Consider the following 23,464-nt stretch of genomic DNA (forward strand, 5'->3'; position numbering starts at 1 on the left):
GCCCGGATGCCACGAGGGGCCGGCCACGTGAGATGGCCGGTCCCTCGCCTCGAACTGGATTGCGAAGCTGCCTTCGGCTACGCTGGCGGATCCTGTGCCGGGGGAATCGATTCGGGGTGTCCGGAACTCACTGCCGGGGCGGCCGCGGGTGCGGAAACCTCGGCTGCGGGCTTCCCGGAGTCGCTGAACAGGTCCGCAACGCCGGCCCCTCCGTTTGTGCCTCCCAGTGCACTGCCGATGCCCTTAAGGGCCTCGCCGACCTCGCTGGGGATGATCCACAGCTTGTTGGATGATCCTTCCGCGATTTTCGGCAGGGTCTGAAGGTACTGGTAGGCCAGCAGCTTTTGGTCCGGATTGCCCTTGTGGATGGCATCGAAGACCTTCTGGATGGCTTGGGCTTCACCGTCGGCGCGCAAGATAGCCGCCTTTGCGTCGCCCTCGGCGGCAAGAATTGCAGCCTGCCGCTGGCCTTCGGCCGTGAGGATCTGCGACTGCTTGGTACCTTCGGCCGTCAGAATTGCAGCACGCCGGTCGCGCTCGGCCCGCATCTGCTTTTCCATCGAGTCCTGGATGGAGTGGGGCGGGTCGATTGCCTTGAGCTCCACGCGTGAAACGCGGATTCCCCACCGTCCCGTAGCTTCGTCCAAGACCCCGCGGAGCTGGCCATTGATCTGGTCGCGCGAGGTGAGGGCCTCTTCGAGATTCAGGCCACCCACCACGTTGCGGAGCGTCGTGGTGGTCAGCTGCTCAACAGCCTGGATGTAGTTGGCGATCTCATAGGTCGCGGCCCGAGGATCCGTCACCTGGAAGTAGACCACCGTGTCGATGGAGACTACCAGGTTGTCTTCGGTAATCACCGGCTGCGGCGGGAAGGAGACCACTTGTTCGCGAAGATCCAACAGTGGCAGGAGGCGGTCGACGAAGGGGATCAGGATGGTGAGCCCGGGGTTGAGCGTGCGCTGGTACTTGCCCAGGCGTTCGACGACGCCAGCGCGCGCTTGCGGGATGATCCTGATCGAGCGGACCAACACGATGATCACAAATATGACGAGAACTAGCAGCACGATCGCGGCTGCAGTTCCTCCCAAGCTATCCATACATCTCCTTCATTCCCCAGTTACGTATTTGATGTGGTCTTGTGTGCGGCAAGCGCCGATCATTTTCTGGCCAAGTTTGCGGGACGCGCGCTCCGGGGCGCCGCTCAGCGCGGACTGTTTTCCGCCGTTGAGGCGACTACCGCCGTCGCGCCGTCAATCCTGGTGACCTGCACTGTCTGGCCGGCGTCGATGATTCCCGCGGCGCTGCGGGCGGTCCATACATCGCCACCGATCTTCACCAATCCTGCCGTCGCACTGACTGGCTCCATCACGAGCGCCGGTTGGCCGATCAGGCGGTCCACGTTGGTCCGTTGTTCGGCAGGACCCTTGTGCAGATGCTTCAGGGCGATAGGGCGGACAAAGGCGATCATGAGCAAGGACACGACGCAAAGGACGACGATCTGAAGCCAGAGATCAGCTCCGGCAAAGTCCGCGACCAGTGCAGCCAATGCGCCGCCGCCGAGCATGATGAAGAAGAAGTTGAGCGTCAGCATCTCCACTACGGCAAACGCGAGGAAAACCGTGAGCCAGAGAGCCCACCAGTTGCTGCCAAGCCATTCAAACATCATTCCCCCTGTTCCCGGACTTGCGGCGGCAGCCGGCCTGATCCGGACTGCAGCGTCGGCAAGATCCAGTCGCTGTTTTTCCATCCTAGCCCGGTGCGAAGCTTCGCGTTAGGAGGGTCGCTCAGGCGCAGTGAAAATGCTGAGGTTGAACTTCGCTGTGGCTCCGACTGACGATTCTGCTGCGATCGACGCCAACAAAGCCGAACGCTCCAGATGGTGGCCCGCCGGGCCCATGAAGGCGACGTCAGCAATATCGCGCCCGTTGAGTGTCAGCTCCACGTCGAGTTGGACGGAGTCCCCGGGAGTGAAGAATTGCATGGACTCTGCCAAGCGCTCGTCTTTGCCCGGTTCTATGCTCAGCATTCCGGTGCGTTCCGCAATCTCCGCGAGGTGTCCGCTCCGGGGAGTCACCACGATCACCCGGCCGCCAGGACGCAACACGCGGGCAAACTCCGGAGGATTCCGCGGCGCAAAGACCACGATGAGGGCGTCGACGCTATGGTCGGCGAGCGGCAGTGGACGCCAGATGTCCCACACCAGATTGATGGCGCCGGGATTCAGACGTGCTGCCCGGCGGAGGGCGAACTTCGAGATATCGATGCCAATAGCGGCCGCGGGAGTGCGGTCCAGCACCGTATGTAAATAGTGGCCGGTGCCCGTGCCGGAGTCCAGAACAAGGGATCCCGGCGCCGACAGGACCGGGGATGCCAGTTCCGCGATGGCATCAGCCAGGGGAGCGTAGTGTCCGCCGCCCAGGAAGTCGTTGCGGGCTGCGACCATCTCTGCCGTGTCTGCCTCGAAGACCGTACCTTTGCCGGTAAGCAGGTTGAAGTAGCCCTGTTTGGCGGCATCGAAACTGTGGCCGGCGACGCAATTCAACGAAAAGGGCGCCGCACCGCTGAGGCCGAAAGAACCCTGGCAGACCGGGCAGCGCAGGGAAGGGACGGCGTCGGCAAGCATAGGGGTAATCCTACGGCGGCCGGAGTGGCACGAGCCGTCGCGACGGGACGGCAGCTAGGCTCACCAGCGTGAAAGCCGAACAACTCCCGCTGCTGAAGTCCGTCTCTTCCCCTGCCGCCCACCCGGATGGCACCCGCGCCGTCGTGTCCGTCACCCGGCCCGATTTCGACGCCGATGCGTACGTAGGGCAACTCTGGAGTGTTGCCTTCGACCCTGCAGTCCCGCCTCGACGAATCACCCGAGGCTTCCGGGACACTGCACCCGCTTTTTCCCCCGACGGCAAGGTGCTGGCGCTCCTCCGGGCGACGCCGGACGGAAAGCCACAACTGCACGTAGTCGAAGCCGACGGCGGGGAGCCGCAAGCGATTACGGAACAGAAATTGGGAGTCTCGGAGTTTTCCTGGGCGCCCGATTCGAGCAGGATTGTGTTCTCCTCGCGGATTCCCGAAGAAGGCCGTTACGGAACGGTTGAAGGCGTCGGGGCGGACGGCGAGGACCCTCGGCTCATCACGGACAACCAGTACCGGCTCAACGGGCTCGGCTACACGGCGGACAAACCCGCCCAACTGTTCGTCGTCGACGTCCCGGAGCGCGGAGCGGAACCTCCCGTGGCTCCCGTGGGGCGCGCTGCGAAATCACGCGGACCTGAGGCGCCGAGCTTGCTGCCGGCAGCGGTGCAGTTGACGTTCGGCGACGCCGATCACGCGTCACCGTCTTTCAGCCGCAACGGCGAGAGCGTCTACTTTGTCGCGTCGCTCCATAAAGCGCACGACGCCGATATCGCCTCTGGGATTTATCGCGTCCGGGCTGCGGGTGGCGAGCCAGAAGCCGTGCGGCCGGATGCCGCGCCACAAGCTGTGCACGAGGTCCGCGAATCCATCGACGGCGAATGGCTGTTCTTTACGGCGCAGGACCTCGGTGAAGACGGTTTGGACTTCGTTGCGAGGAACACGGCCCTCTACGTGATGCCTGTTCGCGGGGGCAAAGCCGCAATGCTGAGCGATGTCGAAGGCCAGGACATTTCCGGCCCCCTCGAACCTCTCGGGGTGGATGGCATGCTTGGTCTCAACACAAGCCGTGGGAGTGTGGAGCTGATCAAATGGACGGCCGACGGCGGGAGCGCGGTCCTGCTCAAAGGGCCCCGGGTTGTAGGGGGTGCTTCCGCGGAGGGTGGCGTGGTGGCCGTCAGTGTCAGCGACGCTTCGAGCAACGGCGAGGTCGGCGTCCTGGAGCGGCGCGAGCTGCGCTTGCTTACTGACTTCTCCGGGGAACTCCGGGCAGAAGCAAACATCCTGGATCCGCAGGAATTCACCGCCACTGGCAATGATGGCTACGCGGTCCATGGCTGGGCGGTCCTGCCGGTGGGCCAGGGTCCGCATCCGGTGCTGCTGACCATCCACGGTGGCCCGTTCGCTCAATACACGGCCGCTTTCTTCGATGAGGCCCAGGTATATGCAGAGGCGGGATACGCCGTCCTGATGTGCAATCCCCGTGGTTCTGCCGGATATGGTCAGGCACATGGTGGCGCCATCAAGGCGAAAATGGGCACCGTGGACATGGCGGATGTGCTTACCTTCCTGGATGGCGCACTAGAGGCCTTCCCGACGATGGACGGGGAATCGATCGGCATTATGGGCGGGTCTTATGGTGGATATCTGACGGCGTGGGTTACTGGACATGAACACCGTTTCAAGGCGGCCATTGTGGAGCGAGGCTTCCTTGACCCCGTCAGTTTTGCCGGCTCTTCGGATATCGGGTGGTTCTTCGGCGGTCAATATACGGGTGGATCTCCGGAACAGATGGCGGCCCAAAGCCCCATGGCCGTCGTAACTGAGGTCCGGACGCCTACGCTCGTGATCCACAGCGAAAACGATCTCCGTTGCCCTGTTGAGCAGGGACAGCGCTATTTCGCCGCCTTGAAGGCACAAGGCGTGGAGACGGCGTTGCTTCTCTTCCCGGGCGAGGACCACGAACTTTCGCGTTCCGGTACGCCGCATCACCGCCGTCAGCGGTTCGAACAGATCCTCGCGTGGTGGGCGAAGTACCTGCCTTCCGCGGCAAACCCGTCGCGCGAATCCGGCCCGGTTAAGAGTTAAGGAAGCCCAGCCCGCGGCGTGCCTCGTCGATTCCGGGGTACGCCCAGCGGGCGCCGTATTCTTGATCGCCGGCAAGGGACCGCAGCTCGGCCCTGTCCAGATAGAGTCCGCCGTGCAGATGGTCGGTCTCGTGTTGGACTATCCGTGCCTGCCATCCTGAGAATCCTTCCGAGGCTGAACTTCCGTCAGGACGTTGGTAGTGCACGCGAACATCCCGGTGCCGCGTGACCACGGCCTGGAATCCACGCATCGACAGGCAGCCTTCGTAGAACGACGCGGTGGAAGTCCCTTCGGGCTCGTACCTGGGATTCAGGATCGCGAGGAAGCCCAGCGGTGTCCTCTCACGGATTTCTGAAGCGACGGGGTCAACGTCGAAATGGTCCTCAAGCACGGCCAACTGCAAGGGAATGCCGAGCTGGGGTGCTGCGAGGCCAACGCCGGGGGCGCCGTGCATGACATCCCGCATCCGTTCGATCAGTTGCGCCAGCTCGGTGTCCTCGAGCTGGCCATCATAAGGTGCGGCGAGTTGCCGGAGCACGGGGTGGCCGACCTGGACGATGGGTGGAAGCCCGTCGAGCCCGAGTAGATCCTGAACTGCGGCGCGGATCTGGGAGGCCGTGAACGTCGTGTCCGGGCCGGCCGGCAGGGGCCGAGTCTCAAAGTCCATGGATTGAGCTTAGTGGGATGGCACCTCAACCGTCCCCGCAGCTCTTTGTGACGAAATCGTAGATGCTTCCACGCAGCGCGTTACCGGCAGCAACCTTGATAGTCCCGGCAACTCCATTGACCGTCACGTGAAGTGGCATGAGCGTGCCCACTTTGTCCTCCGCGACGGCGTGCGGGTCGCAACGTGCGGGGCGGATGCGCAGGCTGAGGGTCGAGTCCTTGTCTGCGCCATGAATCACGACGCCATGGGGCCATGGGCTACCCGGGTCCGCTGCGAGGAGGGTGGTTTCGCCGATTGATTCGATGGTCATGGACCCTGTACCGCCACGGGGTTTGACCGTGATGGTCATTGTCGCCAGGCCTTTCCCGGGTCCTGGGTCCAACGTCGGCAGGAGCTCCAGGCTCGCTATTTCCGAGGCTCTGCGTTCCAGGCATAGTTCGCTGTTGTTCCGAGCCAGCACGCCGAAGGGATCCGTCACGGCTTCGCTGTACACGTGGTCCGAGCCCGCCAGCACATAGTCAACCGTGGATTCCGAGGAGCCAGGGGGACAGGCTGGAGACGGAAGCTGCACGGGCAGGCTCTTTGTCTGGCCCGGCGGAATGGCTGTGCCATCGGCGCTCGAAGACCATCCGATCGTTCCATCAAAGCTCGCCGTGCGCAGGGCGGCGCGTACCACAGTGATGGTGTCCGGGCCGCGGTTGCTGAATTGGATCTCGATGATGTGCGTGCTGTAGTTATCCCGGAACTGGTTTAGTTGGACGGTGAGTGGGCCGGCGGGCGTCGTGGCCTGTGGTCCAGGCGTCCCGGTACATCCCGCGGTAGAAGCTGCCATGATGCCCAACAGACCGATGAGTACGACGGCGGCTGCCCGCCGTCGTCGAACACTCACTTTACGCCCCTGGGGGTCATGGATGCAGTCTAAAACGCAATCACGCCTAGTGCATCGTGAATCGGCGGGCCACGAGTTCCGAGAACATCGGCAAGGTTATCGCCCGGCCGATCAAGGCGTTCCGTGCGCCCAGGACTTTCGGAGGCAACGGGCGGCCCAGCGCCATGTTCACACTGGCCTGCCATATGGCTTTCTTCGCTGCACGCTGACGGTTGCGCTCGAATGCCGCGAGTTCCTTGCTGGCAGGCTTTCTTCCGGACGTTCGCAACGCCTCGCTGATAATCGGCGCCAGGGCAACCGCATCCAGCCAGCCCAGATTCATCCCTTGACCGCCGATCGGGCTGATCTCGTGCGCCGCATCGCCGAGCAAGGCAACCCGTCCATGAACCATCCGGGAGACCAGGCGTGAGGTCACGCCGAACGCACTGATCATCGTATTGCTCGTTGAGTCCACCGCCGTTCCGGTCCGCTTTCGGATCAGGGCAGCGAGCGCACGGGGAGTTGGTTCTTGGCAAGGCGCGCCAAGCCGGACTACCCATCTTCGGATACCGCCGGGCAGTGGAAAAGACTCGACGATTCCCGCCGGCTCAAGGAAGAGGACTGCCTTGTTGCCGTACATCGACTCATCCTGGAAATCGCCCATGACGTAGTAGTCGGGGTAAGTACGCAAGCGCGGCTCCAAACCGAGGCCCTCTCGGACGGCGGAATGGACGCCGTCGGCCGCCACCACGAAGCGGCCCAGGAACTCCACCGCCGACCCGCCTTCCTGTCCGCGCAAACGTAGGTACCCGCCGTCGTCGACCACTTCCTCGACGCGCACGCCGCGGAGAAGGGCGCTTGGATCGAGTTCGATAACCCGGGACTCGAGGGCTTGGGTGGTGAGATATTGCGGAACGGAAAGGATAAAGGGGTATTCAGCGGAAGGCCGGGCAAAATCCATATCGGCAACTTTGCGCCCGCCGCTGTACGCGGCCCCGTGGGTGATCCGGACGCCTGAGGAGACCAAAGAATGGGCAGCGCCCACAGCGTCGAGTGCGGCTAGCGCCGGGGGATGGATTCCAATCGCCCGGGTTTGGCGGCTCGACGTTGCCCGTCGCTCCAGGATTGCAACGCGGTGCCCGTGTTGCAACAAGAGCGCGGCCATGTACAGCCCCACCGGCCCCGCTCCAACCACTACCACGTCAAACATGTGGAGCCTCACCGGGTCGGTAAACCAGGAGGTTGTGCCACAGGCCGTTGCCTTCCACCGTCCAGACAGGGGGAGTGGCGGCACGCAGTTCCGCCATTGTGTAACTGCGCCTGATGGACGTGAGTCCGTCGCCGTGGATATAGGAGCCGAGCCCGAGTGGCCAGGCACCGGCCCAGAAGAGAGAGTAGGCGAGGCGGCTGCGCCTGAGGTCGTTATGGAGGGCAATACGGCGGCACAGCTGTTCAGAGTCGCGAAGGAACGAGGCGAATTCGGGGGGCGTCAAGTGGTGCAGGACGTGGTTGGAGATGACGACGTCGAATCGGAGCCCCTCTGACACAAGCTCCGAGCTGAAGGCCTTCCGATATTTCACGCCCTCGACTGGCGGCGCGGAGTTCGCGAAATGGAAGGCACGCTCGTCCGGATCGATTCCGGTGACCTCGAGCTGGTATCCCTCCGCGGCGGCCCGGCGCGCGAGGCTTCGGGCGACGTCGCCACCGCCGCAGCCAATGTCGAGGACCGTGGTGGGCGCCGCCGTCGTGAGCAATGGCCTGATTAGGGACTTGTATGTATCCCGCCAGCCAGACACCACTGCGTTGACGAGCGGAAACCGCGCGTAACTGCGGTTGAGCCGACTGAGCTCGCAATCGGGGCGGTCCATGTCCTCAATGGCGGTCACGTCACGCTCGCGGAGAAAGCCGCCTGGGCGGGGGAGGGCAGGCATCACAATGCTGGAGAAACCCGGGTGAACAGCCCCGTTTCCACAGTGAGGCCGGGCCCGAATGCCATGGAACAGATACGCTCCTCCCGCTGTGCCGGAGTTTGTCCCAGGATGTGCTTCAAGACGAAGAGTACGGTGGCGCTGCTCATGTTGCCGTAGTTGCGAAGGACTTCGCGTGCCGGAATCATCTGTTCCTCGGTGAGCTCGAGCTTCGACTCGACCTTGTCGAGAATACTGCGGCCGCCGGGATGGATGGCCCAATGCGTGATGTCCCGATAGGGGAGTCCTGCCAAGGAGGGGTCGCGAGCAAGCAGCGGTTCGAGCGCCCCGGTGATGTGCTCCTCGATGATGTGCGGCACGTACGATCCGAGAACCATTTCGAAACCTTCGTCGCCAATGTTCCAGGCCATGGCTTCTTCGCCCACAGGCGTCAGGACTGTCTCGAAATGGTCCAGCCTGATCACCGGGTCCGGCCCTTCAGGTTCACGGGAGGTCACGACGGCGGCGGCCGCACCGTCGGCAAAGATCGCCGATCCCATGATGGTGTCCGGGTCATTCGAGGTCCGGACGTGGAGAGAGCACAGCTCCACGCAGATAACCAGAACGACGGCAGAGGGATCGGCCTGACAGAACTGCCGGGCCGCCCGGAGGGCCGGGAACGCAGCGTAGCAACCCATGAAGCCAAGGTGGTAACGCTGCACGGCCGGGCTGAGGCCAAGGGCCCGGACCACCTTATAGTCGGGCCCGGGGTTGAAGAATCCGGTACAGGAGACAGTGATGACATGAGTTATGTCAAGTAAGTCAATGTCAGGACATTTCCCTACGGCGGCTTTGGCGGCCTCTATGAACAGCTTGGTAGCCTCGACAGCAAAAATCTCGTTGCGGACCTTGGTGCTGGGACTCAGAACCCGGCCTGAGTCAGGGTCGAAGAATGACGGGTTCTCACCGTGGTTATCAAGGGTCAGTTCAGCAACGGCAGTGAACCGGGTGTCAATCGCAGCTGAATCGAAGCAAGTTCGCACGAGCCGGGATCCGAGTCGCGTCAGGCCGGGTTGGGATGCAAAGACATCGCGCGCTTGTGGCTGTACAAGCACTGTGGGCGGTACGGCAGTTTCCAGAGACCTCACGTAGACCGGCATGCTTCATTGTTGGCGACGAAGATGCTGTTGACAATGGCAGTGGGGGGAAATGTGGAAGTTTTGAGGGTTTGGTTTTGCGGCGTCGCCGGGGTGCTGCTGAGACACTCAAGACTGGCAACGAGACGTGTTGGCGTGGGACGAGTAGGAGTTCCAGTTTTCAACCGTGGGTGAGTGTCAGGCCTACTACACTGCGGTCATGGAAGTCTTTGCCACTGTGGCGATCGGGATTGACTTAAGTTTTGCCGCGACAGCAGACGGCGGTAGGCGCATGCCTCTTTTAGGTGGCTCCGCTGTGGAGACGAGGTTCAATTACCGCCCGAATTGGGGTCTTCCGGGCTGGGCCGACGGCGAGCAGACGGCTGCACCGATATTGGGTTTCTCCCGGCAGGATATTCATCCTGGGGAAGCGGTTCGCGCCGTGATCGCGCCTCTGTTCTTTGGCAGCGTGCCAGCTTGGAAAGAGGTAGGTCCCGGAGATGAGCTGCGCATGTACGAAGGTCTACGCATCTGCGGGCGCGGCACCGTTGTTTGGGTGAAGCCCTCGAACTGGCCCATGCCAGAAGTGGACCAAGTGCGGTTTACTCGCTGGCTCGAAACCGGATAACCGGCGATGTATTAGGGGGTAGTCCTGTATCAGGCTTCGGAGGTGTGGCGGTAGGTAACCGTGGCGAATGCGCTGCCCACCAGGGCTCCTGTGACGCCCGCGACTACCCAGGGATTCTCTGAATAAACCAGGCTGCAGAGGGCAAAGGCCATTGCGCCTGAAGTCATCAGTGCAACGACTCCCGTGACAATTGCCCGCGTCTTGCGGGTCGCTTCCTCGGCCACCGCCAACCTGGCAACGATTACTGCGCCGGCAACTGCCGCCCCAAGGACCGTCATAACAAGCACTTCAGCGAATAGGTAGAAGAGATAATAAAGGACGAAGACAGGGTTGAATGTGGGCAACGTGTAACTGAGAAGATGAACTACGGCCGCTGTGATGCCCAGGCTCACGCCGAGGCAAGCAAGCCTCGACCTTAGCTTTCCCCTGCGCCACCAGCCGGGTTGGCTGCTACTTTTCGCCACTATTCAGCACCACCCGTCGGAGATTGCCGCCTGTAATTCCCGGCTCTTGCTCATGCTTCCCCCTGTGTTCGGTTGGCTTGTAGTGAAGCGCCGATGTATCTGGCATAGGTGCTTGCTGAGGCAACCGCGTGACGTTCGATGGTTGCCGGGGAGTAGCCAAGGACTTCGGCGATGATGGGTATCGGGGTTGCTTTAGTCATTTCGTGAAGTGTTCCGAGCCGGGCCGCGCGCGTTGAGAACATGCTTTTGAGACGCTCACGAAGTGTCCCGCCTCTAACGTGGTGTCCTGGGTTTTGGCCGGGGAAAATCCATGGTGAATTGGGGTGCGCCGCCGTTTGGCTCCGTCTCGCGGCCAGGTCGCGTAGGGGGTGGTCGAGGGGAGGCGGGAGCGTTATGGCTGTGGCGCCGAGGGTGACGGTGGCATGTTCATCCAGTATTTCGGCGTTGCTCCAGGTGAGGCGTACGGCATCTTCGATCCGTTGTCCGAAGATCAGGACGAGGATGGCCGCAAACCTGTCGCGGGGATTGAGCTTATCGCTGTGGATGGCTTCCTGGATCAGGCGGTCTTGCTCGGCGGACCCGAGCTTTGCACTGGTGCCTCGCCGGTGCGGGGTCATGGCGATGTCAGCCGGGGTGAGCCTGCTTTTGATCGCCCATTGGAGGAACCGGCTGGCGAACTCACGGGTCGTCGGGCCTCCTGCTTGCCAGACGTCCAGGTCTGCCTGCGTCAGCTGCTTGAGCGTGGTGCCTCGGTCGGCAATCCATTTCAGGAATTCGATGGCAACAGTCACGGTCTGTTTGGAACGCAGGAAGGTGCCTTCGCTGATCTGATCCATGGCGCTCATGCGCCGGATTAGGTGCCACCGGATGAAGCGTCGGACGACGTCGTGGCTGTCGCCTTTGGGGAGTCGCTGGAGGGCCTGTTCGCTCCAGGTGTGGTAGCGGGCGAGTCGTTCATCCCGGCGGGGGAGCGCGCCGTGTTCGACGAGCAGTCCCCGGACGTAGTCGCGGGTCCGGTGTGGGGGGAGAGCGTCCAGGGATTCGTGGGTTATGGATTCGGAAGCGGCAAGGTCTGTAAGGAAGCCGCTGACGTGCTTTTGGTTGATCCAAGTCAGTCCGCTGTTGGCGCGGTTCATGGACTTCAGTGCGGCGGCCACTGGCTGGAGGGGTTCGGCGATGGCGCCGGTGTGGGGGTTGGTGAGAAGCCGTTCGACGGTGGTGGTGAGGACGCAGGTCCAGCAGCGGCCGCCGGAGTGGAGTTCAGCCTCGGTACCGCAGCCGCGGCAATCTACGTTCAGCTGGATGCCGCTGCAGGACCGGCAGACGGGCTGGCCTTCAATGAGTCCCGGCAGGACGCCTTGGTGGCCGCAGGAGCAGGTGCCGGTGCGGCGTTTCCCGGCCTGGTAGCAGTATCCGCAGATGCGCGCATCTGGCCATGAGGCAACGATTTGATGATGCTCGGAGCATCGTCCGCACGGTTCAGGCCACTTGGCCGGGTCACTCGCCCGGCGTGGTCTACTCATCGGGTGCGCTGTTGGGATCGGCGAGAAGCTTGATGCGCCTCGCAATCGGCTTGTTCGGCACCGCAGCGATGCCTTCAGTGTGACGCGGCGCGTTGGCACTGGCGGCGGCGCGGATTTCAACGTAGGGCTCGAAGAGGTCGTTGGGGCTGCAGTCCAGGATGTCGCAGAGGGCTGCGAAGGTGCGAGCTGGAATCCGTTCCGGCTCACCTGTGATGAGCCGGTAGACCTGGGTGTCGGAAAGGTTGATGCCCCGTGATCTGAGCAGAGGCTGGAGCTCGGAGGTCTTCCACAGGTTGCGGCTTGCCATCACTTTTCGAAGGTTCCAGTGGTAGCCCATCCGGCGTTGGTCTGGCATTACTGCTCCCGCGGGGTTGTGCGCCGTGCGATCATCTGTTGCACGGTCTTGTGCTTGAAGTCGTTGGACACATGGGTGTACAGGCCGGTAGTGGAGCCACTGGCGTGGCCGACCTGTTCCTGGACAAAGGCCGGATCATATCCGGCTTCGATCTGGTGGGTGACATAGGAATGCCTTGTCTCCGCAGTCGCCGTGTGCGTTTGGGTTCGTGTGGCGATAGAGCAGCCGGGACTTCCGGTGCTTCGGCTTGTGACCGAGCTGGTCGCGCGTGTTGCGTTTGGACGTTTCTGAGGTGTCATAGATCACTTTCTAGGAAGGTGTTGCCTGTTAGTTGGATGAGCCGATGGTGGCGGCTCGTTGCGGCAGCCGGCTGACCCGGCTGTCGGAGGTGGCCGCGGCCCGCAGGCGGACGATCTCGTCGTGTTGGGCGGCGAGTCGTGCGAGAGCTTGGGTCTGGAACTCGGTGAGTTGGTTGATCGTGGCGGTTGAGTCAGCCAGGCGGTGCTTCAACGCAGTGACCTCGTTCTTGAGGCGGGTGATCTGCGCGTCGCGCAAGTCAGGCTGTTCGCCTGCCTGCTTGAGAGTCCGCAGGCGCTGTTCGAACTCGACGCGCAGATCGGCGTAGGGCCGGCTGCCGTAGAAGGCAGTGCGGTCGACGCCCGACTCGGCGGCGAGAGTCTTGACGTCGCAGCGGCCCTCGGGCGGGATCTCGCCGCGCAGGAGCCGGTCCATGGCGGCGCGGATCCGGTTCTCGTTGGCGGTGCGCTGAGCTGCGGTGATCCGCATGTCATTCCTTGGTCTGGTTGGTGGCGGTGCCAATGGCGTCCAGGACGCCCAGGGCTCGGTGGAGGTCGGCCTGCAGTCGGGCTCGTTCGCTCTTGCGGGTGGGGCCGAGGCTGCCGAGGAAGGTCTTGGTCTGTGCGGCGTGCTCGGCCCAGACCGGCCGGTGACGGGGATGGTGGGTGGCTTGCGGGCAGCGCGCGGAGTCACACATTCCCGTCAGGGGTCGGTCGGCATGCGGGGTGCCGGCGAGTTTCAGGCAAAGCGCCCGGGACGGGTCGGTGAACCAGCAGTAGTTGGCCGTGCCCAGATGCAGTGTCTGGGCACGTTTGGTGAGCAGGTTGAGCACTTCTCGGTCGCTGCGCTGGGTCTTCGGCGGGCCCGCCTCGCCGGTGGTGAGCTTGCCGTCGACGTGGGCGAAGAAATCCGTCAGCTCGCTAGCCGCTGGCCCTGCGGGCATGATGCCTTGCTGGTAGTTGCGGAACTCGGTCCAGACCAGATCGAGGTTGCGCTCGGCCTCGTGCTTGTTGACCTCGGACAGCAGTTCGGCCTGCGCCCCGCCCGGTCGGGACGCATACCCCTCCGTTGTTGCCGTCGCGATGTGCTTGAGGTGCAGTTTGGCCGCGAGCAGACCCCCGGGACGGTAGGCCAGCTCGATCGCCAGCGTGCGACGTAGAGCCCGGAGGCTGACTGGGGCTTCGGGGATGGGAGCCAGGCCGAGGCGCCGGCCAGCTGGCCCGTTGACCCAGTTGCGGAACCATCTGTAGCGGACGTCGAAGGCGAACCGGCCCAGCAGCGGCGCTCTGTTCTCGGGGGTCTCATGCAGCCGTTCGAGCAGCTGAGCGGCGCGGTAGGCGGGTTCGATGATGACCCATTCGTCGGTGAGGCCGCCCAACTGCTGGCCTTTGATGACTTTTCCGGCCAGCCGGTAGCGGACCAGCCCTGGGCCGTAGTGCTCGGGTGGGCGGCAGCAGCCCACTTCCAGCTCCATCAACTCGGACGACCGCATCCCGGACACCGCTGCCAGCAGGACGATCGCGGCCGTGCGGACGATTCCGACGAGGGCGACAGCTTCCGATCGATCCAGCGGCAGTGTCCAGGGGAGGGTTCCATCCCCATCAGCGCGGCCGACGGCGGTAGCGTTGCGGGCGAAGGGTTTCTCCGCCCCGACCACGGCCATGGTCGCTTCGATCCGGTCGCGCAGGTGCGGAATCCACTGCCGCCAGAACTGGGTGAACCCGGCCTGGCGGGCCAGCAGCCCGAGGGAGACCCGGGTCAGCGGATCGTCGGGTGCCCAGCCGCCAGCCACCCGGTCCCGGATGGTGTGCTCGGCAGCCATCGGAAGCGGTTCGCTGCGGCGTTCGTAGTCCGCCAGCAATTGCGTGATCTCCTCGGCGGGCAGCGTGGAGGTAAAGACGTGGTCCCCAAGCCTGTGCGACCATTTCCGGTCGGCGTCTCTGACCTGTGTGATCAGGTCGATCGCGTGCGGGCCGAGCGTGCCCACCAGATAGCTGGCTGCTGCCAGCATCGGCTGCAGGGACGCGTCGGCGACGGGCGGGGTCTTGTTCTGTCCAACTCCGGAGGGCATCTCGGCGACCGCGGAGGGGGCGGCACCGCCCCAGGGGCGCAGGTCCTCGGGGACCCGGTCGAGGCTGAACAGTTCCCGGTGGTTGACCAGGTCGACGACGGTCTGGGCGGCGGCCCGTCGGGTCGCGGGGCTTCGTTCGCCGACGACCTGGCCGTTGTCGTCGAGCAGGTAGCGTCGGTGGGCCAGGTATGCCTCGCAGCGGTCGGCGCTCACCTCGCCGAGGCTGGTGAGGCCCTGATCTGTGAGCCAGATCAGGAACCGGGTCAGTTCGGCCAGCCGCCCGGAGGCGGTCAACAGGTGCAGCGGGGTCCGGTAGGCGCGCGGCAAGGGCATTACAGCCTCGTGTCTGGGGGCAAGCATCGCCACGATCTGCTCCTTGGCGACGACCCGCCAGCGAGGGTTGGCAATCGCGGTGAAATCGAACCGGCGGCTGACCTTGGACATCTGGTTCGGCAAGCCGATCACAGCGGTGAAATCCCAGCGTTCGTCCTCGAACACCGGCCGGCGCGTCCCGTCGGGCAACGCCAATCCGGCTTCACGGCAGATGTCCATGCCGGCGAACACTGACCCGGGCTGCTCATAGGCGAGTGCGGTTGTCATCGGGTGGACTCCTCCGGGCGCACGGGAAGTTCGTCGTCACTGTCGCCGACCTGGGCAGCGGCACGAACCACGACGACGGGGTCGAAGCCGTCCAGCACCTGGCCGATCCGCTGGGAGTAAGGGCCGAACACGGCCATGAACTGAGCAGCGGGCATCTGCTGCCATTGCCGGGAGAAGAACGCCTTGAGCCGCAACAGGTTCGCCGCGTGCCGGGGCGCGAACACCGCCAGCGGGCAGAGCAGGCAGACCCAGGGCCGGGCAGGGCACGGCTTGCCCTTCGGTCCGTGCAGGCCGGAGAGCTGATCCGCGCAGGCCGCGGTGAACACGTCGCGTTGCCCGCCGACGAGTTCGGCGATCACCGTCTCGTCCAGGTGGAGCGCAGCGACCAGCTGCGGGTAGTCCCCGGCGAGGGTGGCGGCGTCCTCGCCGGTCACGACCATAGGCGGGTGCGCCTTGCGCAGCAGGTCGTGCTGGGCGTCCTCCACGATCGCCTCAGCCGCCCGACGCTGGGAGGGCGTGGTGGCGGTCAGGTAGTGATCCCCCTCCACCTCCGGGCTGTGGTTGGGGTCGATGGTCGCCCGGCCGCGGCCGGCCCAGCTGCGCTTGTCCCGCAGCGACTGGAACGTGGTGCGGATCCGCGAACGATGGATCTTGATCGGCGCACCGTCGGCATCGAGCAGGTCGTGGCGGACCACCCATCGTTGGATCGCGACCCGGCCGGCCGCTCCGACTTCCGCCGTGATCTCGGTTCCGCCGGGTTTCCTCAGCCGTATCCACAAATGCCGCCCGTGCTCCGGGGCGGCGTGGCCGCGCAAGAGTTCCGAGTGCGCCAGCCACTGCTCCAGCAGCCGGACCGCCCGCCGGGGCAGGTTGAGGCTCTCTGCCGCGGTGCGGCCCTTGACGTAGGACAGCAGGATGGTGGAGTCGCCGGCCCAGTCGATGTCGTCGGTGACCAGGTCATCGATACCGTCAGGGACGATGCCGGAGTAGATGCCGAACAGCAGCCGGTAGGCGATCACGACATCCAACCGCGGGAACAAGTCCATGCTCGCTTCCAGCACCCCGCCGCGCTGGCGGACCACGTTGTCCGAGCAGCCCAGGTGCTGCCCGAAGGAGGCGATGCCGACCGGGCCGATCCGGGCCAGCAGCCAGCGCAGGTTCTCCTCGCTCCACCCATGCTCGCGCGGGTGCTGGCCGCGCCGGGCCGCGGCCAGGGCGCGCTTGTGCCGGGCGAACGACTCGTCCACGACACGGCGGCAGGTCTGCGTGAGCTGGTCCCAGTGGTCTTCCGGGTAGGGCGGCAGCTGGTGGCGGCTGCGCTGGGGGTTGTAGGCCCGCCCGGCCGCCAGCTCGGCCAGTTTCGCGTCCAGGCGCCCGCCCGCGAGCTGGAATCCGTGAAGCATCCGGCGGGTGCACGCCTCTTTCGGGCCACTCGCGGCCATCCAGTACTCGGCCATCTGCGCCCGGCTCAGGTCCGACGCCCCACCGGTGAACCCCCGGGCGGCCAGCGTGCGGGTCAGGTGCCGGATGGACTGCGCGTAGTGGGTCAGCGAGCCCGCCGCGTCGACCGAGCCGTGCGGGTGGATCAGCTCTACCAGCCCCACCGCGAGGTCTCGGGCCAGCAGCGGGCAGGGCAAACGGTCCAGGTCGAACCGCGCGGTGGAGCCGTCGCTGAACACGCATTCGATGCCCAGCGGGTCCTCGGTCACGGTGGCCGGCATCAGCACAACCCGCTGTCACCGTCGTCGAACTCCGCCGCGGCCTCCTGCTCGGCAGCGGCCTCGGCGAGCAGACCGTCGGCGATGCCGGCGCTGTCGTAGGCGTCACGGTAGATCCGGGTCGTGTCCAAGCGTTTGAGGTACTTTTCCGTGGTCAGCACCGAGGAGTGGCCGAGCAGATCCCGCAGCACAAGCAGTGGGTCCGCTTTGGACAAATAGAACACCAGGGCGGCGTCGGCGTCGGTGTCCTTCACCAGCTTCGCGGCTTGCCGGTAATGCCCGGTCACCAGATATTCCAAAGTTCGCATCGAGAAGGAATGGCGCAGCCGATGCGGGTGGATGTGCGGGAACCGTGGCTCGAACCGGGCGCGGATCCGGTCGACTGTCCGCTCGAACACCGTGGCCCAGGCGGTGAACGGTCCGCCGCCGTTGCGCAGCGCGAGCAGGCAGGAGCCCCCGCCCGGAGCGACCAGCCGACGCCGCTCGTCCGGAGTGAGCGTGTCCCACCGGCGGCGGATGCCGTTGATCTGTCCTCCCCGCGCGTCCGGGTTGGTCACCAGCAGCGGCTCGCCCCAGCGTCGCGGCGGGCGCCAGGCCGAGCCGTCCACGGTCACGACGCGGTCGAGTTCGAGATAGTGGTGGACGGCCGCCAACGCCTCGTAGGAGATCCAGGTGGTCCGGAACTTGCGGCCCTTGGTGATCCCGGCGGGAACGGGGAACGGGATCGGAATCGCCACGGGCCGGGGTGGAAGCGCCGGGATCTCGTAGGTCAGCAGGTAGGTGAACTCCTGTGCACGCAGGCCGGTGGCCAGCGCAAGTCCGCCCACGGCGGCGTTGCGGGCCAGTTCACGACCCCGGTAGCCGGCATCCAGGGCACCGTCCGGGGCGAGGCCGCGCAAGCCGTTGAGGAACAGGTCGGTGAAGTCCGGCTCCAGGTACTTGATCGTCACGTGCGGCTTCGGGGTCCGCCGCACCGCCAGGTTCACCCGAACATCCCGGCCGGTGCCGCGGAACAAGGCCCGTGCCGTGCGGTAGGTGAACGGCTCGGCCCCAGCGTGTCCTTCCTCCATTGCCCACCGGTAGAACAGCGACAGGATGCTCATGTGCTGGCCCCACGTCGTCGCGGCAAACCGGTGCTTGAGCGGGCCGGTCGCGCGATGCTCGGCGTACCGGCTAAGCCCCAGCTTCAACCGATCCCGCGAGTCGAACAGCCCCACGCCATGCTCGGCCAGGAACTCCATCCACTCCTTGATCGCCCGCGCGTACGCCGCCCACGTGTTCGGTGACGGCGCCCCGCTGGCGGGAAGCTCGCGCAGCCACCGGTTCACCGCGACCGTCGGCCGCGGCGCGGCCGGCCCGTCCTCGAAGCACAGGTCCTCATCGACCAACACCGGCATCCGCTCCGGGATCAGCGGCCGACAATCGACCTCCCAGGACTCCCAACCCTGGGACGAGAAGAAACTCAAGATCATAACCGGAGACCATACAAACACCACGCGACTCCATGCAAAGCGCAAACGCCATGTTCCCCTGCCCTGTCACCACTTATCGCAACACGGAAACTAAGCGGGGATAAAGTGGCGGAGTGAGTGCATGGTCAGCTTCTCAGGAAGGCCCGCCAGCTCGCGAATCGCCTGGAACGACCGGTCGAAGGAGCGGACGTCCAGGCGACCCGCACGTTCACTGGGCCAGAGACTGAGCGTGCGATCCGCCGTAGGAAATCTAGCGCGCCCTTCGTCCGAGAGCCAGAATCCGAGGAGTTCGACCACCCAGTCGAACTCCGGGCTGGTCAGAACCGTACGCCGCCGTGGGCCCGATCCCGAGGTTCCTTTGGCGAAACGAACCTCGGCGCACCCAAAGCCCTTGTAGGCCGGCACGTGGGGATTGGGGCCGAAATCCACCGTCTCCAACATGGTCAGCTCACGTCGGCGCAGGCCATAGGCGTAGCAGACCTTGAATGCGATCGAGTCCCGCAGCGCTGGCAGCCAACGTTTCGACCCGGCGGCGAACTCCTGGTCGGCGAGGTCGTCTACCGTGTCGAAGAAGGTCTGGAGCTCATTTCTGGTGAAAGAGCGGCGTCCTTCCGGGGCGGCGTCATCTGTGGCGTGCTTGGGACTGTTCCACTCGAAGCAGATCTGGGAGGGAATGTCCCCGAAGGCTTGCTCACAGTAGGAGACCCAGCCGTAGCGGGAATCGGTGATGTAGGCGCAGAAGATCCGGATGGCGCTGCTGTATGACCGGAGTGTGGTCAGGGTGACAGGCTTCTCGCGTGACCTGAGACCGGACAGGTACTCATCGACGTCGTGGGCATGCCACTTCCAGGGATACTCGTTGGTGAATGCATGGAACCGAGTCACGATCGACGCTGAACTTTTGATCCATTCAGTCGTCAGGCCGCGGGCCAGCATCTGCGCCCGCCAGCCATCCAGCATGGCCTCGAACACCCGGTCTTCGGCCCTGAACAGGGAAATATCACCGTCGGTCAGGACGGACGGAATAGACCACGGCAGACGCTCCATGGTTAGCATCATATGTCGAAACCTTGCATCTAATGCAAGTAACCGACTCTGACCTGCGACAATGAGACGCTACTGCCGACTCATCTCGGGAAGAATGTTGACCAGGAAGCTTGGTCTGACCTGCAGAAACACGAAATTGATGCAGTAGGACGAGTTCTTGCATTAAATGAAACTCGTCCTGGTCTAACGCCGATAATGTACATTATGTAAAGTAATACTCTCTGTACCTCTTCTGCGATCTCCCGCGCCCCCCTGGTCCGGGGTCTATTGCGCGAGGGCCGGGCCCGCTTGGGTACTGTAGGCCTTGATTGCCCGGGAGAGGCGCTGAATGCCTTCGGCTATGACGTTCGGCGGATTGGTGACGTAAGACAGGCGCAGAGTGGTTTGATCAGGGTCGTGGGCGTAGAAGGCGGAGCCGGGCACAAACGCTACGCCCTCTTCAACGGCCAAGGGAAGAAGATCGTTGGTGTCGATGTCGTTCCCGAGGCGGACCCACAGGAACATGCCTCCGTCGGGGTTTGTCATGCCTGCTCCTTCGGGCAGTATCCCGGTGAGTTCTGCGTGCATGGCGTCACGGCGTGTTTTGTATACCGCGTTGAGGCGCCGGATGTGCTGATCGATGTTGTTCGTGGCAAGGTAATGTGCGACCGCCAGTTGGTCGGTTACCGGTGACTGCAGGCCGACCGCTTGTTTCACGATAGCGATGCTTCGGAGGATTGGCCCTTCTCCCCTGATCCACCCCACCCGGAGGCCCGGCGCCATGATTTTCGACATCGAATTCAGCAGCAGGGTCTGGGCCGGCATTCCGGGGAGCGTTGCGATTGGACCCACTGGGTCACCGGAGTATCGCAGCGGTCCGTAGGGGTCATCCTCGACCAACGCTGTTCCGGTGCGAAGCAGGACCTCGGCCACTTGATGGCGGCGGCTGGCCGGCATGCACCCGCCAGTGGGGTTTTGGAAGGTCGGGATCAGGTACACGAATTTCGGCTGATGCCGTTCTATGAGCTGTTCCAGCTCGTCCGGAAGTACTCCGTGCTCATCCGTGGGAATGCCGATCATCTGCGCCCCGGACAGCGCGAAAGCCTGGACGGCAGCAAGGTAGGTGGGCCGTTCCACGAGAACAACGTCTCCGGAGTCCAGAAGTGCTTGACCGATCAAGTACAGGCCCTCCTGGGAGCCGGAGGTGATCTGGATCTGTTCTGCGGTAGTCGGCAGTTGGCGGGACATGCGCGCTGCGGCCTGCTCCCGTAGTGCCGGTTCGCCTTCTGTCGAGGCGTATTGCAGTGCCTTGCTGGCTTGATTGGTCAGAACATGGTCAAAGGCTGCCCTGATTTCCTCGACGGCGAACAGCCCGGGGTCTGGGATGCCTCCGGCAAATGAAATGACGTCTCCGCGCGACAGGATGCTCAGAATTTCACGTACCGGAGATGATTGGACTCCCTTGAGGCGGTCTGCGACCGGAAACCTCCACGGGAGCGCAGTCCTGTTCCCAGGGTTTTTCTCCGTCGATTCGTTCATCGTTTGCACTGGTACCTTCCTGTATATGCGCGCTCGCCACCCGAGGGGTGTTGATCCTCAGTTGTCGCGCGGCACTCCCAGTGTGATGTCATTGGTCTATGCTGTTCAACCATGACAACATGATCGGAGTCCACCTTGCCGAGGACCTGGTCAACCTCGACGTCGACGGCGCGTGGACGCGCGATGCGGTTTCGGCCACACTTACGCGTTCTCTGGTCCGCATCGTGGACCTCGACGACGAACTCACGGAGCTTCACGACTGGACGCGCCGCCTGCGGGCGGTGTTCGCCGCAACCGACACGGACACGCGGTGCGAGTTGATCAACGAATTGTTGGCCGTCGGGGGTGCGTGAGGTTCACCTCGCGACGCACGACGGCTTTCCCCCGCATCTCCATTTCGCCCAAGACGGGCATCGCCTCACCGAGCGAGTGCAGGCGGCGACCATCGGCGGCCTCGCGATCTTCGCCGTCGAGGCCCGCGTCGGGCGCATGGGCATTTGCTCACGCCCCGGATGCGAGCACGCCTACGTCGACACGAGCCGGAACGGACGACGCGCCTACTGCTCGGCAACTTGCGGCAACGCCCACGCAGTCCAGCGTTACCGCGAACGGAAAGCAGCCAATCGCCATAGCACCGAGCTCGGTTCGAACCACCTAGAACGTGTATGACTTGATACGAAATAGCGAAGCATCGCCGCCCACCGATAATTGCGCCGTGGCTCGACTACGGTCAACTAGAGTCCCTTAGGTAAGGAGCAAGCCATGGGTGAAGCCTTCAATGCCGTGGACGGCGTCCGGATTTCCTTCCAGGAATCGGGTGCAGGCCCCACCATCGTTCTGGTGCACGGTTCAGGGCTTTCCCGCGCCATCTGGCGGGGTTTCGGCTACACGAAGGCCTTGGAGGAACGATTTCACGTGGTGGCCCTGGACCTACGGGGACATGGCCGCAGCGACAAACCGCATCACGAAGACGGCTACAGTATGGATCTGCTCGTCGGAGACCTTCTGGCAGTCCTGGACGCCACGGGTGTGCAGTCAGCCCACTACCTGGGGTATTCCGCTGGCGCGAGAGTCGGATTCTCACTGCTGGCCAGCAGTCCCGAGCGTGTCAAGACGTTCACATCTGCCGGCGGCACATACCGCACGCCGGCCGGGCAAATCGAATCGATATTCTTCCCCGGATATGACGAGGCCCTGGACCGGGGTGGCGTGCCCGAATTTCTGCGCCAGTGGAGCAGTGCCGCAGGCCGTGAGATAGATCCGCAGACCGCAGCAGCCTTTCTGGCGAACGACCCCGCCGCCCTGCGCGCCTACTTCCGGCGCAGTGAGGACGAACCCGGAATCCCGGAGGAGGCTCTCCGGAAGATCGACACCCCCACCTTGCTGCTCGCCGGCACGGAGGATCCGCTCCGGCATGCGGACTCGGAACGGGCGGCCCGGCTCATGCCCAAGGCCCAATTCCATGCCCTGCCCGGCCGTACTCACGGACAGACTCTGACTCCCGCCAGCCCCGTCCTCAAGATGGTCAACTCACTCATCGAATCGACTCGAGAGTAGCGAGCGAGAAACGATCATCACTCCCCCAAAGCCGCAATCGCGTGCGCCGGGAGCAGAAGAGATAACGGAAAGAAGGGACCCATAGTGCTGATCTGTGCAACGTGCGCCGTCGAATACGAGGAGCCGACCCCGGCGGTCTGCCCGATCTGTGATGATGAGCGCCAGTATTTACCCGCAAGCGGACAGCGCTGGCTCAAATTGGACGCACTGGAACAGGGTGGCCAGCGTACTGTGTTGAAGGAGAACGAGCTGGGGCTGATAGGGATCACCACCGAGCCCGTAGTGGGGATCGGCCAGACCTCGCAGCTTGTGATCACGCCGGCGGGTTCGCTCCTATGGGATCCGGTAGGTTACGTCGATGACAGCGCTGTGGACGCCGTACTCGGCCGGGCCCCCGTCCTCGCAATAGCCGCAAGCCATCCGCACATGTTTGGTGCGCAAATCGAATGGTCCCGCCTCTTAGGCGGGGTTCCGGTACTTGTGGCCGACGCCGACCGCGACTGGCTAGGGCGAACCGGACCCGCCGTCGAATTTTGGTCCGGCAGCCGAACAGTCACCGAAGGGCTCACACTGCACCAGACCGGGGGACACTTCCCTGGCAGCGCAGTAGCTCACTGGGCTCGTGGGGCAGACGGAAAGGGCGTACTGCTGACCGGCGACAGCGTGTTTCCGAATCCCGACCGCCGCTCCATCGCGTTCATGCGCAGCTACCCGAATCACGTTCCGCTCTCCGGCGCAGTGGCGCTTCGAATCGCCAGGCAACTCGGCGAAATCGAATTCGATCGGATGTACGGCAACTTCAACAATATGATCGCTTCAGGGGCCAAGACCGTGTTGCATGGTTCTGCGCAGCGGCACGCGGCATGGGCACGTGGAGACTTTGACCATTTGACCTGAACCTGGACGGTGTGCTGGCA

25 protein-coding genes are annotated in these 23,464 nt (G+C 64.0%); 7 read left to right on the top strand and 18 right to left on the bottom strand.

Going from position 1 to position 23,464, the window contains the following annotated elements; translation table 11 throughout:
- Nucleotides 1-77 precede the first annotated feature (77 nt).
- The 3 genes from AC3ANQ_RS11310 to AC3ANQ_RS11320 all read right to left on the bottom strand — a co-directional run bounded on the left by AC3ANQ_RS11310 (nucleotide 78) and on the right by AC3ANQ_RS11320 (nucleotide 2,623).
- Nucleotides 78-1,097, bottom strand: a complete 1,020-nt coding sequence (locus AC3ANQ_RS11310; protein WP_488305130.1) for an SPFH domain-containing protein — start codon at nucleotides 1,095-1,097, stop codon at nucleotides 78-80.
- Nucleotides 1,098-1,201: 104 nt separating this feature from the next.
- Nucleotides 1,202-1,663 (bottom strand): NfeD family protein, encoded by a 462-nt coding sequence (locus AC3ANQ_RS11315; RefSeq protein ID WP_488305309.1) that lies wholly within the window; start codon nucleotides 1,661-1,663, stop codon nucleotides 1,202-1,204.
- Nucleotides 1,664-1,771: 108 nt separating this feature from the next.
- A complete protein-coding gene (locus AC3ANQ_RS11320) occupies nucleotides 1,772-2,623 on the bottom strand; it encodes a methyltransferase domain-containing protein (RefSeq protein ID WP_488305131.1) in 852 nt (283 codons plus the stop codon).
- A gap of 68 nt (nucleotides 2,624-2,691) precedes the next feature.
- Between AC3ANQ_RS11320 and AC3ANQ_RS11325 the strand changes: the two genes are divergently transcribed.
- Nucleotides 2,692-4,719 (top strand): S9 family peptidase, encoded by a 2,028-nt coding sequence (locus AC3ANQ_RS11325; protein WP_488305132.1) that lies wholly within the window; start codon nucleotides 2,692-2,694, stop codon nucleotides 4,717-4,719.
- Here the strand turns inward: AC3ANQ_RS11325 and AC3ANQ_RS11330 are convergent.
- Genes AC3ANQ_RS11330 through AC3ANQ_RS11350 form a run of 5 tightly spaced genes read right to left on the bottom strand, consistent with a single transcriptional unit; the run spans nucleotide 4,709 to nucleotide 9,321 of the window.
- Nucleotides 4,709-5,386, bottom strand: coding sequence for a peptide deformylase (locus tag AC3ANQ_RS11330; RefSeq protein ID WP_488305133.1), 678 nt, complete (start codon nucleotides 5,384-5,386; stop codon nucleotides 4,709-4,711). The genes AC3ANQ_RS11325 and AC3ANQ_RS11330 overlap by 11 nt on opposite strands.
- Nucleotides 5,387-5,411: 25 nt before the next feature.
- Nucleotides 5,412-6,275 carry a hypothetical protein gene (locus AC3ANQ_RS11335; protein WP_488305134.1) on the bottom strand — a complete coding sequence of 288 codons (864 nt, stop codon included), beginning with the start codon at nucleotides 6,273-6,275 and terminating at the stop codon, nucleotides 5,412-5,414.
- A gap of 46 nt (nucleotides 6,276-6,321) precedes the next feature.
- Nucleotides 6,322-7,464, bottom strand: a complete 1,143-nt coding sequence (locus AC3ANQ_RS11340) for an FAD-dependent oxidoreductase (RefSeq protein ID WP_488305135.1) — start codon at nucleotides 7,462-7,464, stop codon at nucleotides 6,322-6,324.
- On the bottom strand, nucleotides 7,457-8,185 hold the full coding sequence (locus tag AC3ANQ_RS11345) for a class I SAM-dependent methyltransferase (protein ID WP_488305136.1): 729 nt from the start codon (nucleotides 8,183-8,185) through the stop codon (nucleotides 7,457-7,459). Before AC3ANQ_RS11345 ends, AC3ANQ_RS11340 begins: the two co-directional genes overlap by 8 nt.
- On the bottom strand, nucleotides 8,185-9,321 hold the full coding sequence (locus tag AC3ANQ_RS11350) for a type III polyketide synthase (protein WP_488305137.1): 1,137 nt from the start codon (nucleotides 9,319-9,321) through the stop codon (nucleotides 8,185-8,187). The genes AC3ANQ_RS11345 and AC3ANQ_RS11350 overlap by 1 nt, the downstream gene beginning before the upstream one ends.
- Before the next feature lie 196 nt (nucleotides 9,322-9,517).
- Between AC3ANQ_RS11350 and AC3ANQ_RS11355 the strand changes: the two genes are divergently transcribed.
- Nucleotides 9,518-9,925, top strand: coding sequence for a hypothetical protein (locus AC3ANQ_RS11355; protein ID WP_488305138.1), 408 nt, complete (start codon nucleotides 9,518-9,520; stop codon nucleotides 9,923-9,925).
- 29 nt (nucleotides 9,926-9,954) lie between these two features.
- Here AC3ANQ_RS11355 and AC3ANQ_RS11360 read toward each other — a convergent pair whose 3' ends face one another.
- Nucleotides 9,955-10,317 (bottom strand): hypothetical protein, encoded by a 363-nt coding sequence (locus AC3ANQ_RS11360; protein ID WP_488305139.1) that lies wholly within the window; start codon nucleotides 10,315-10,317, stop codon nucleotides 9,955-9,957.
- A gap of 122 nt (nucleotides 10,318-10,439) precedes the next feature.
- The gene (locus AC3ANQ_RS11365; RefSeq protein WP_488305140.1) at nucleotides 10,440-11,234 is read right to left on the bottom strand and encodes a hypothetical protein; all 795 of its coding nucleotides are present in this window, start codon (nucleotides 11,232-11,234) and stop codon (nucleotides 10,440-10,442) included.
- 12 nt (nucleotides 11,235-11,246) lie between these two features.
- Here AC3ANQ_RS11365 and AC3ANQ_RS11370 point away from each other — a divergent pair, with 12 nt between their 5' ends.
- The gene (locus tag AC3ANQ_RS11370; protein ID WP_488305141.1) at nucleotides 11,247-11,828 is read left to right on the top strand and encodes a hypothetical protein; all 582 of its coding nucleotides are present in this window, start codon (nucleotides 11,247-11,249) and stop codon (nucleotides 11,826-11,828) included.
- Between the two features lie 76 nt (nucleotides 11,829-11,904).
- On the opposite strand, the gene AC3ANQ_RS11375 is transcribed toward AC3ANQ_RS11370, so the two are convergent.
- The 8 genes from AC3ANQ_RS11375 to AC3ANQ_RS11410 all read right to left on the bottom strand — a co-directional run bounded on the left by AC3ANQ_RS11375 (nucleotide 11,905) and on the right by AC3ANQ_RS11410 (nucleotide 20,990).
- Entirely contained in the window at nucleotides 11,905-12,267 is a 363-nt protein-coding gene (locus tag AC3ANQ_RS11375; protein WP_488305142.1) for a helix-turn-helix domain-containing protein, read from the bottom strand.
- A complete protein-coding gene (locus AC3ANQ_RS11380) occupies nucleotides 12,267-12,566 on the bottom strand; it encodes a tyrosine-type recombinase/integrase (protein WP_488305143.1) in 300 nt (99 codons plus the stop codon). Before AC3ANQ_RS11380 ends, AC3ANQ_RS11375 begins: the two co-directional genes overlap by 1 nt.
- Nucleotides 12,567-12,594: 28 nt before the next feature.
- The gene (locus AC3ANQ_RS11385) at nucleotides 12,595-13,053 is read right to left on the bottom strand and encodes a hypothetical protein (protein ID WP_488305144.1); all 459 of its coding nucleotides are present in this window, start codon (nucleotides 13,051-13,053) and stop codon (nucleotides 12,595-12,597) included.
- Between the two features lies 1 nt (nucleotide 13,054).
- Nucleotides 13,055-15,235, bottom strand: coding sequence for a site-specific integrase (locus AC3ANQ_RS11390; RefSeq protein ID WP_488305145.1), 2,181 nt, complete (start codon nucleotides 15,233-15,235; stop codon nucleotides 13,055-13,057).
- Nucleotides 15,232-16,956 (bottom strand): hypothetical protein, encoded by a 1,725-nt coding sequence (locus tag AC3ANQ_RS11395; RefSeq protein WP_488305146.1) that lies wholly within the window; start codon nucleotides 16,954-16,956, stop codon nucleotides 15,232-15,234. The genes AC3ANQ_RS11390 and AC3ANQ_RS11395 overlap by 4 nt, the downstream gene beginning before the upstream one ends.
- Nucleotides 16,956-18,425: a tyrosine-type recombinase/integrase gene (locus tag AC3ANQ_RS11400; RefSeq protein ID WP_488305147.1), complete on the bottom strand. Its 1,470-nt coding sequence runs from the start codon at nucleotides 18,423-18,425 to the stop codon at nucleotides 16,956-16,958. Before AC3ANQ_RS11400 ends, AC3ANQ_RS11395 begins: the two co-directional genes overlap by 1 nt.
- 90 nt (nucleotides 18,426-18,515) lie before the next feature.
- Nucleotides 18,516-19,472 (bottom strand): tyrosine-type recombinase/integrase, encoded by a 957-nt coding sequence (locus AC3ANQ_RS11405; protein ID WP_488305148.1) that lies wholly within the window; start codon nucleotides 19,470-19,472, stop codon nucleotides 18,516-18,518.
- Nucleotides 19,473-19,736: 264 nt separating this feature from the next.
- On the bottom strand, nucleotides 19,737-20,990 hold the full coding sequence (locus AC3ANQ_RS11410) for an aminotransferase-like domain-containing protein (RefSeq protein WP_488305310.1): 1,254 nt from the start codon (nucleotides 20,988-20,990) through the stop codon (nucleotides 19,737-19,739).
- A 98-nt stretch (nucleotides 20,991-21,088) separates the two neighbouring features.
- On the opposite strand from AC3ANQ_RS11410, the gene AC3ANQ_RS11415 reads away from it, so the two are divergent.
- The 4 genes from AC3ANQ_RS11415 to AC3ANQ_RS11430 all read left to right on the top strand — a co-directional run bounded on the left by AC3ANQ_RS11415 (nucleotide 21,089) and on the right by AC3ANQ_RS11430 (nucleotide 23,444).
- Nucleotides 21,089-21,343 (top strand): hypothetical protein, encoded by a 255-nt coding sequence (locus AC3ANQ_RS11415; RefSeq protein ID WP_488305149.1) that lies wholly within the window; start codon nucleotides 21,089-21,091, stop codon nucleotides 21,341-21,343.
- On the top strand, nucleotides 21,336-21,659 hold the full coding sequence (locus AC3ANQ_RS11420; RefSeq protein WP_488305150.1) for a CGNR zinc finger domain-containing protein: 324 nt from the start codon (nucleotides 21,336-21,338) through the stop codon (nucleotides 21,657-21,659). The genes AC3ANQ_RS11415 and AC3ANQ_RS11420 overlap by 8 nt, the downstream gene beginning before the upstream one ends.
- 93 nt (nucleotides 21,660-21,752) lie before the next feature.
- Entirely contained in the window at nucleotides 21,753-22,547 is a 795-nt protein-coding gene (locus tag AC3ANQ_RS11425; protein WP_488305151.1) for an alpha/beta fold hydrolase, read from the top strand.
- Nucleotides 22,548-22,631: 84 nt separating this feature from the next.
- Nucleotides 22,632-23,444, top strand: coding sequence for an MBL fold metallo-hydrolase (locus AC3ANQ_RS11430; protein ID WP_488305152.1), 813 nt, complete (start codon nucleotides 22,632-22,634; stop codon nucleotides 23,442-23,444).
- The last annotated feature ends 20 nt before the right edge of the window (nucleotides 23,445-23,464 follow it).

The sequence above is a fragment of the Arthrobacter sp. DMZ02-1R genome (assembly GCF_057747935.1).

Bases quoted from the DNA above. Each gene is read 5' to 3' on its own strand.
- AC3ANQ_RS11310 (WP_488305130.1), bottom strand. From the start codon at position 1,097: ATGGATAGCTTGGGAGGAACTGCAGCCGCGATCGTGCTGCTAGTTCTC.
- AC3ANQ_RS11315 (WP_488305309.1), bottom strand. From the start codon at position 1,663: ATGTTTGAATGGCTTGGCAGCAACTGGTGGGCTCTCTGGCTCACGGTT.
- AC3ANQ_RS11320 (WP_488305131.1), bottom strand. From the start codon at position 2,623: ATGCTTGCCGACGCCGTCCCTTCCCTGCGCTGCCCGGTCTGCCAGGGT.
- AC3ANQ_RS11330 (WP_488305133.1), bottom strand. From the start codon at position 5,386: ATGGACTTTGAGACTCGGCCCCTGCCGGCCGGCCCGGACACGACGTTC.
- AC3ANQ_RS11340 (WP_488305135.1), bottom strand. From the start codon at position 7,464: ATGTTTGACGTGGTAGTGGTTGGAGCGGGGCCGGTGGGGCTGTACATG.
- AC3ANQ_RS11345 (WP_488305136.1), bottom strand. From the start codon at position 8,185: ATGCCTGCCCTCCCCCGCCCAGGCGGCTTTCTCCGCGAGCGTGACGTG.
- AC3ANQ_RS11350 (WP_488305137.1), bottom strand. From the start codon at position 9,321: ATGCCGGTCTACGTGAGGTCTCTGGAAACTGCCGTACCGCCCACAGTG.
- AC3ANQ_RS11355 (WP_488305138.1), top strand. From the start codon at position 9,518: ATGGAAGTCTTTGCCACTGTGGCGATCGGGATTGACTTAAGTTTTGCC.
- AC3ANQ_RS11365 (WP_488305140.1), bottom strand. From the start codon at position 11,234: ATGAGCGCCATGGATCAGATCAGCGAAGGCACCTTCCTGCGTTCCAAA.
- AC3ANQ_RS11375 (WP_488305142.1), bottom strand. From the start codon at position 12,267: ATGCCAGACCAACGCCGGATGGGCTACCACTGGAACCTTCGAAAAGTG.
- AC3ANQ_RS11380 (WP_488305143.1), bottom strand. From the start codon at position 12,566: ATGACACCTCAGAAACGTCCAAACGCAACACGCGCGACCAGCTCGGTC.
- AC3ANQ_RS11385 (WP_488305144.1), bottom strand. From the start codon at position 13,053: ATGCGGATCACCGCAGCTCAGCGCACCGCCAACGAGAACCGGATCCGC.
- AC3ANQ_RS11390 (WP_488305145.1), bottom strand. From the start codon at position 15,235: ATGACAACCGCACTCGCCTATGAGCAGCCCGGGTCAGTGTTCGCCGGC.
- AC3ANQ_RS11395 (WP_488305146.1), bottom strand. From the start codon at position 16,956: ATGCCGGCCACCGTGACCGAGGACCCGCTGGGCATCGAATGCGTGTTC.
- AC3ANQ_RS11400 (WP_488305147.1), bottom strand. From the start codon at position 18,425: ATGATCTTGAGTTTCTTCTCGTCCCAGGGTTGGGAGTCCTGGGAGGTC.
- AC3ANQ_RS11405 (WP_488305148.1), bottom strand. From the start codon at position 19,472: ATGGAGCGTCTGCCGTGGTCTATTCCGTCCGTCCTGACCGACGGTGAT.
- AC3ANQ_RS11410 (WP_488305310.1), bottom strand. From the start codon at position 20,990: ATGAACGAATCGACGGAGAAAAACCCTGGGAACAGGACTGCGCTCCCG.
- AC3ANQ_RS11415 (WP_488305149.1), top strand. From the start codon at position 21,089: ATGCTGTTCAACCATGACAACATGATCGGAGTCCACCTTGCCGAGGAC.
- AC3ANQ_RS11425 (WP_488305151.1), top strand. From the start codon at position 21,753: ATGGGTGAAGCCTTCAATGCCGTGGACGGCGTCCGGATTTCCTTCCAG.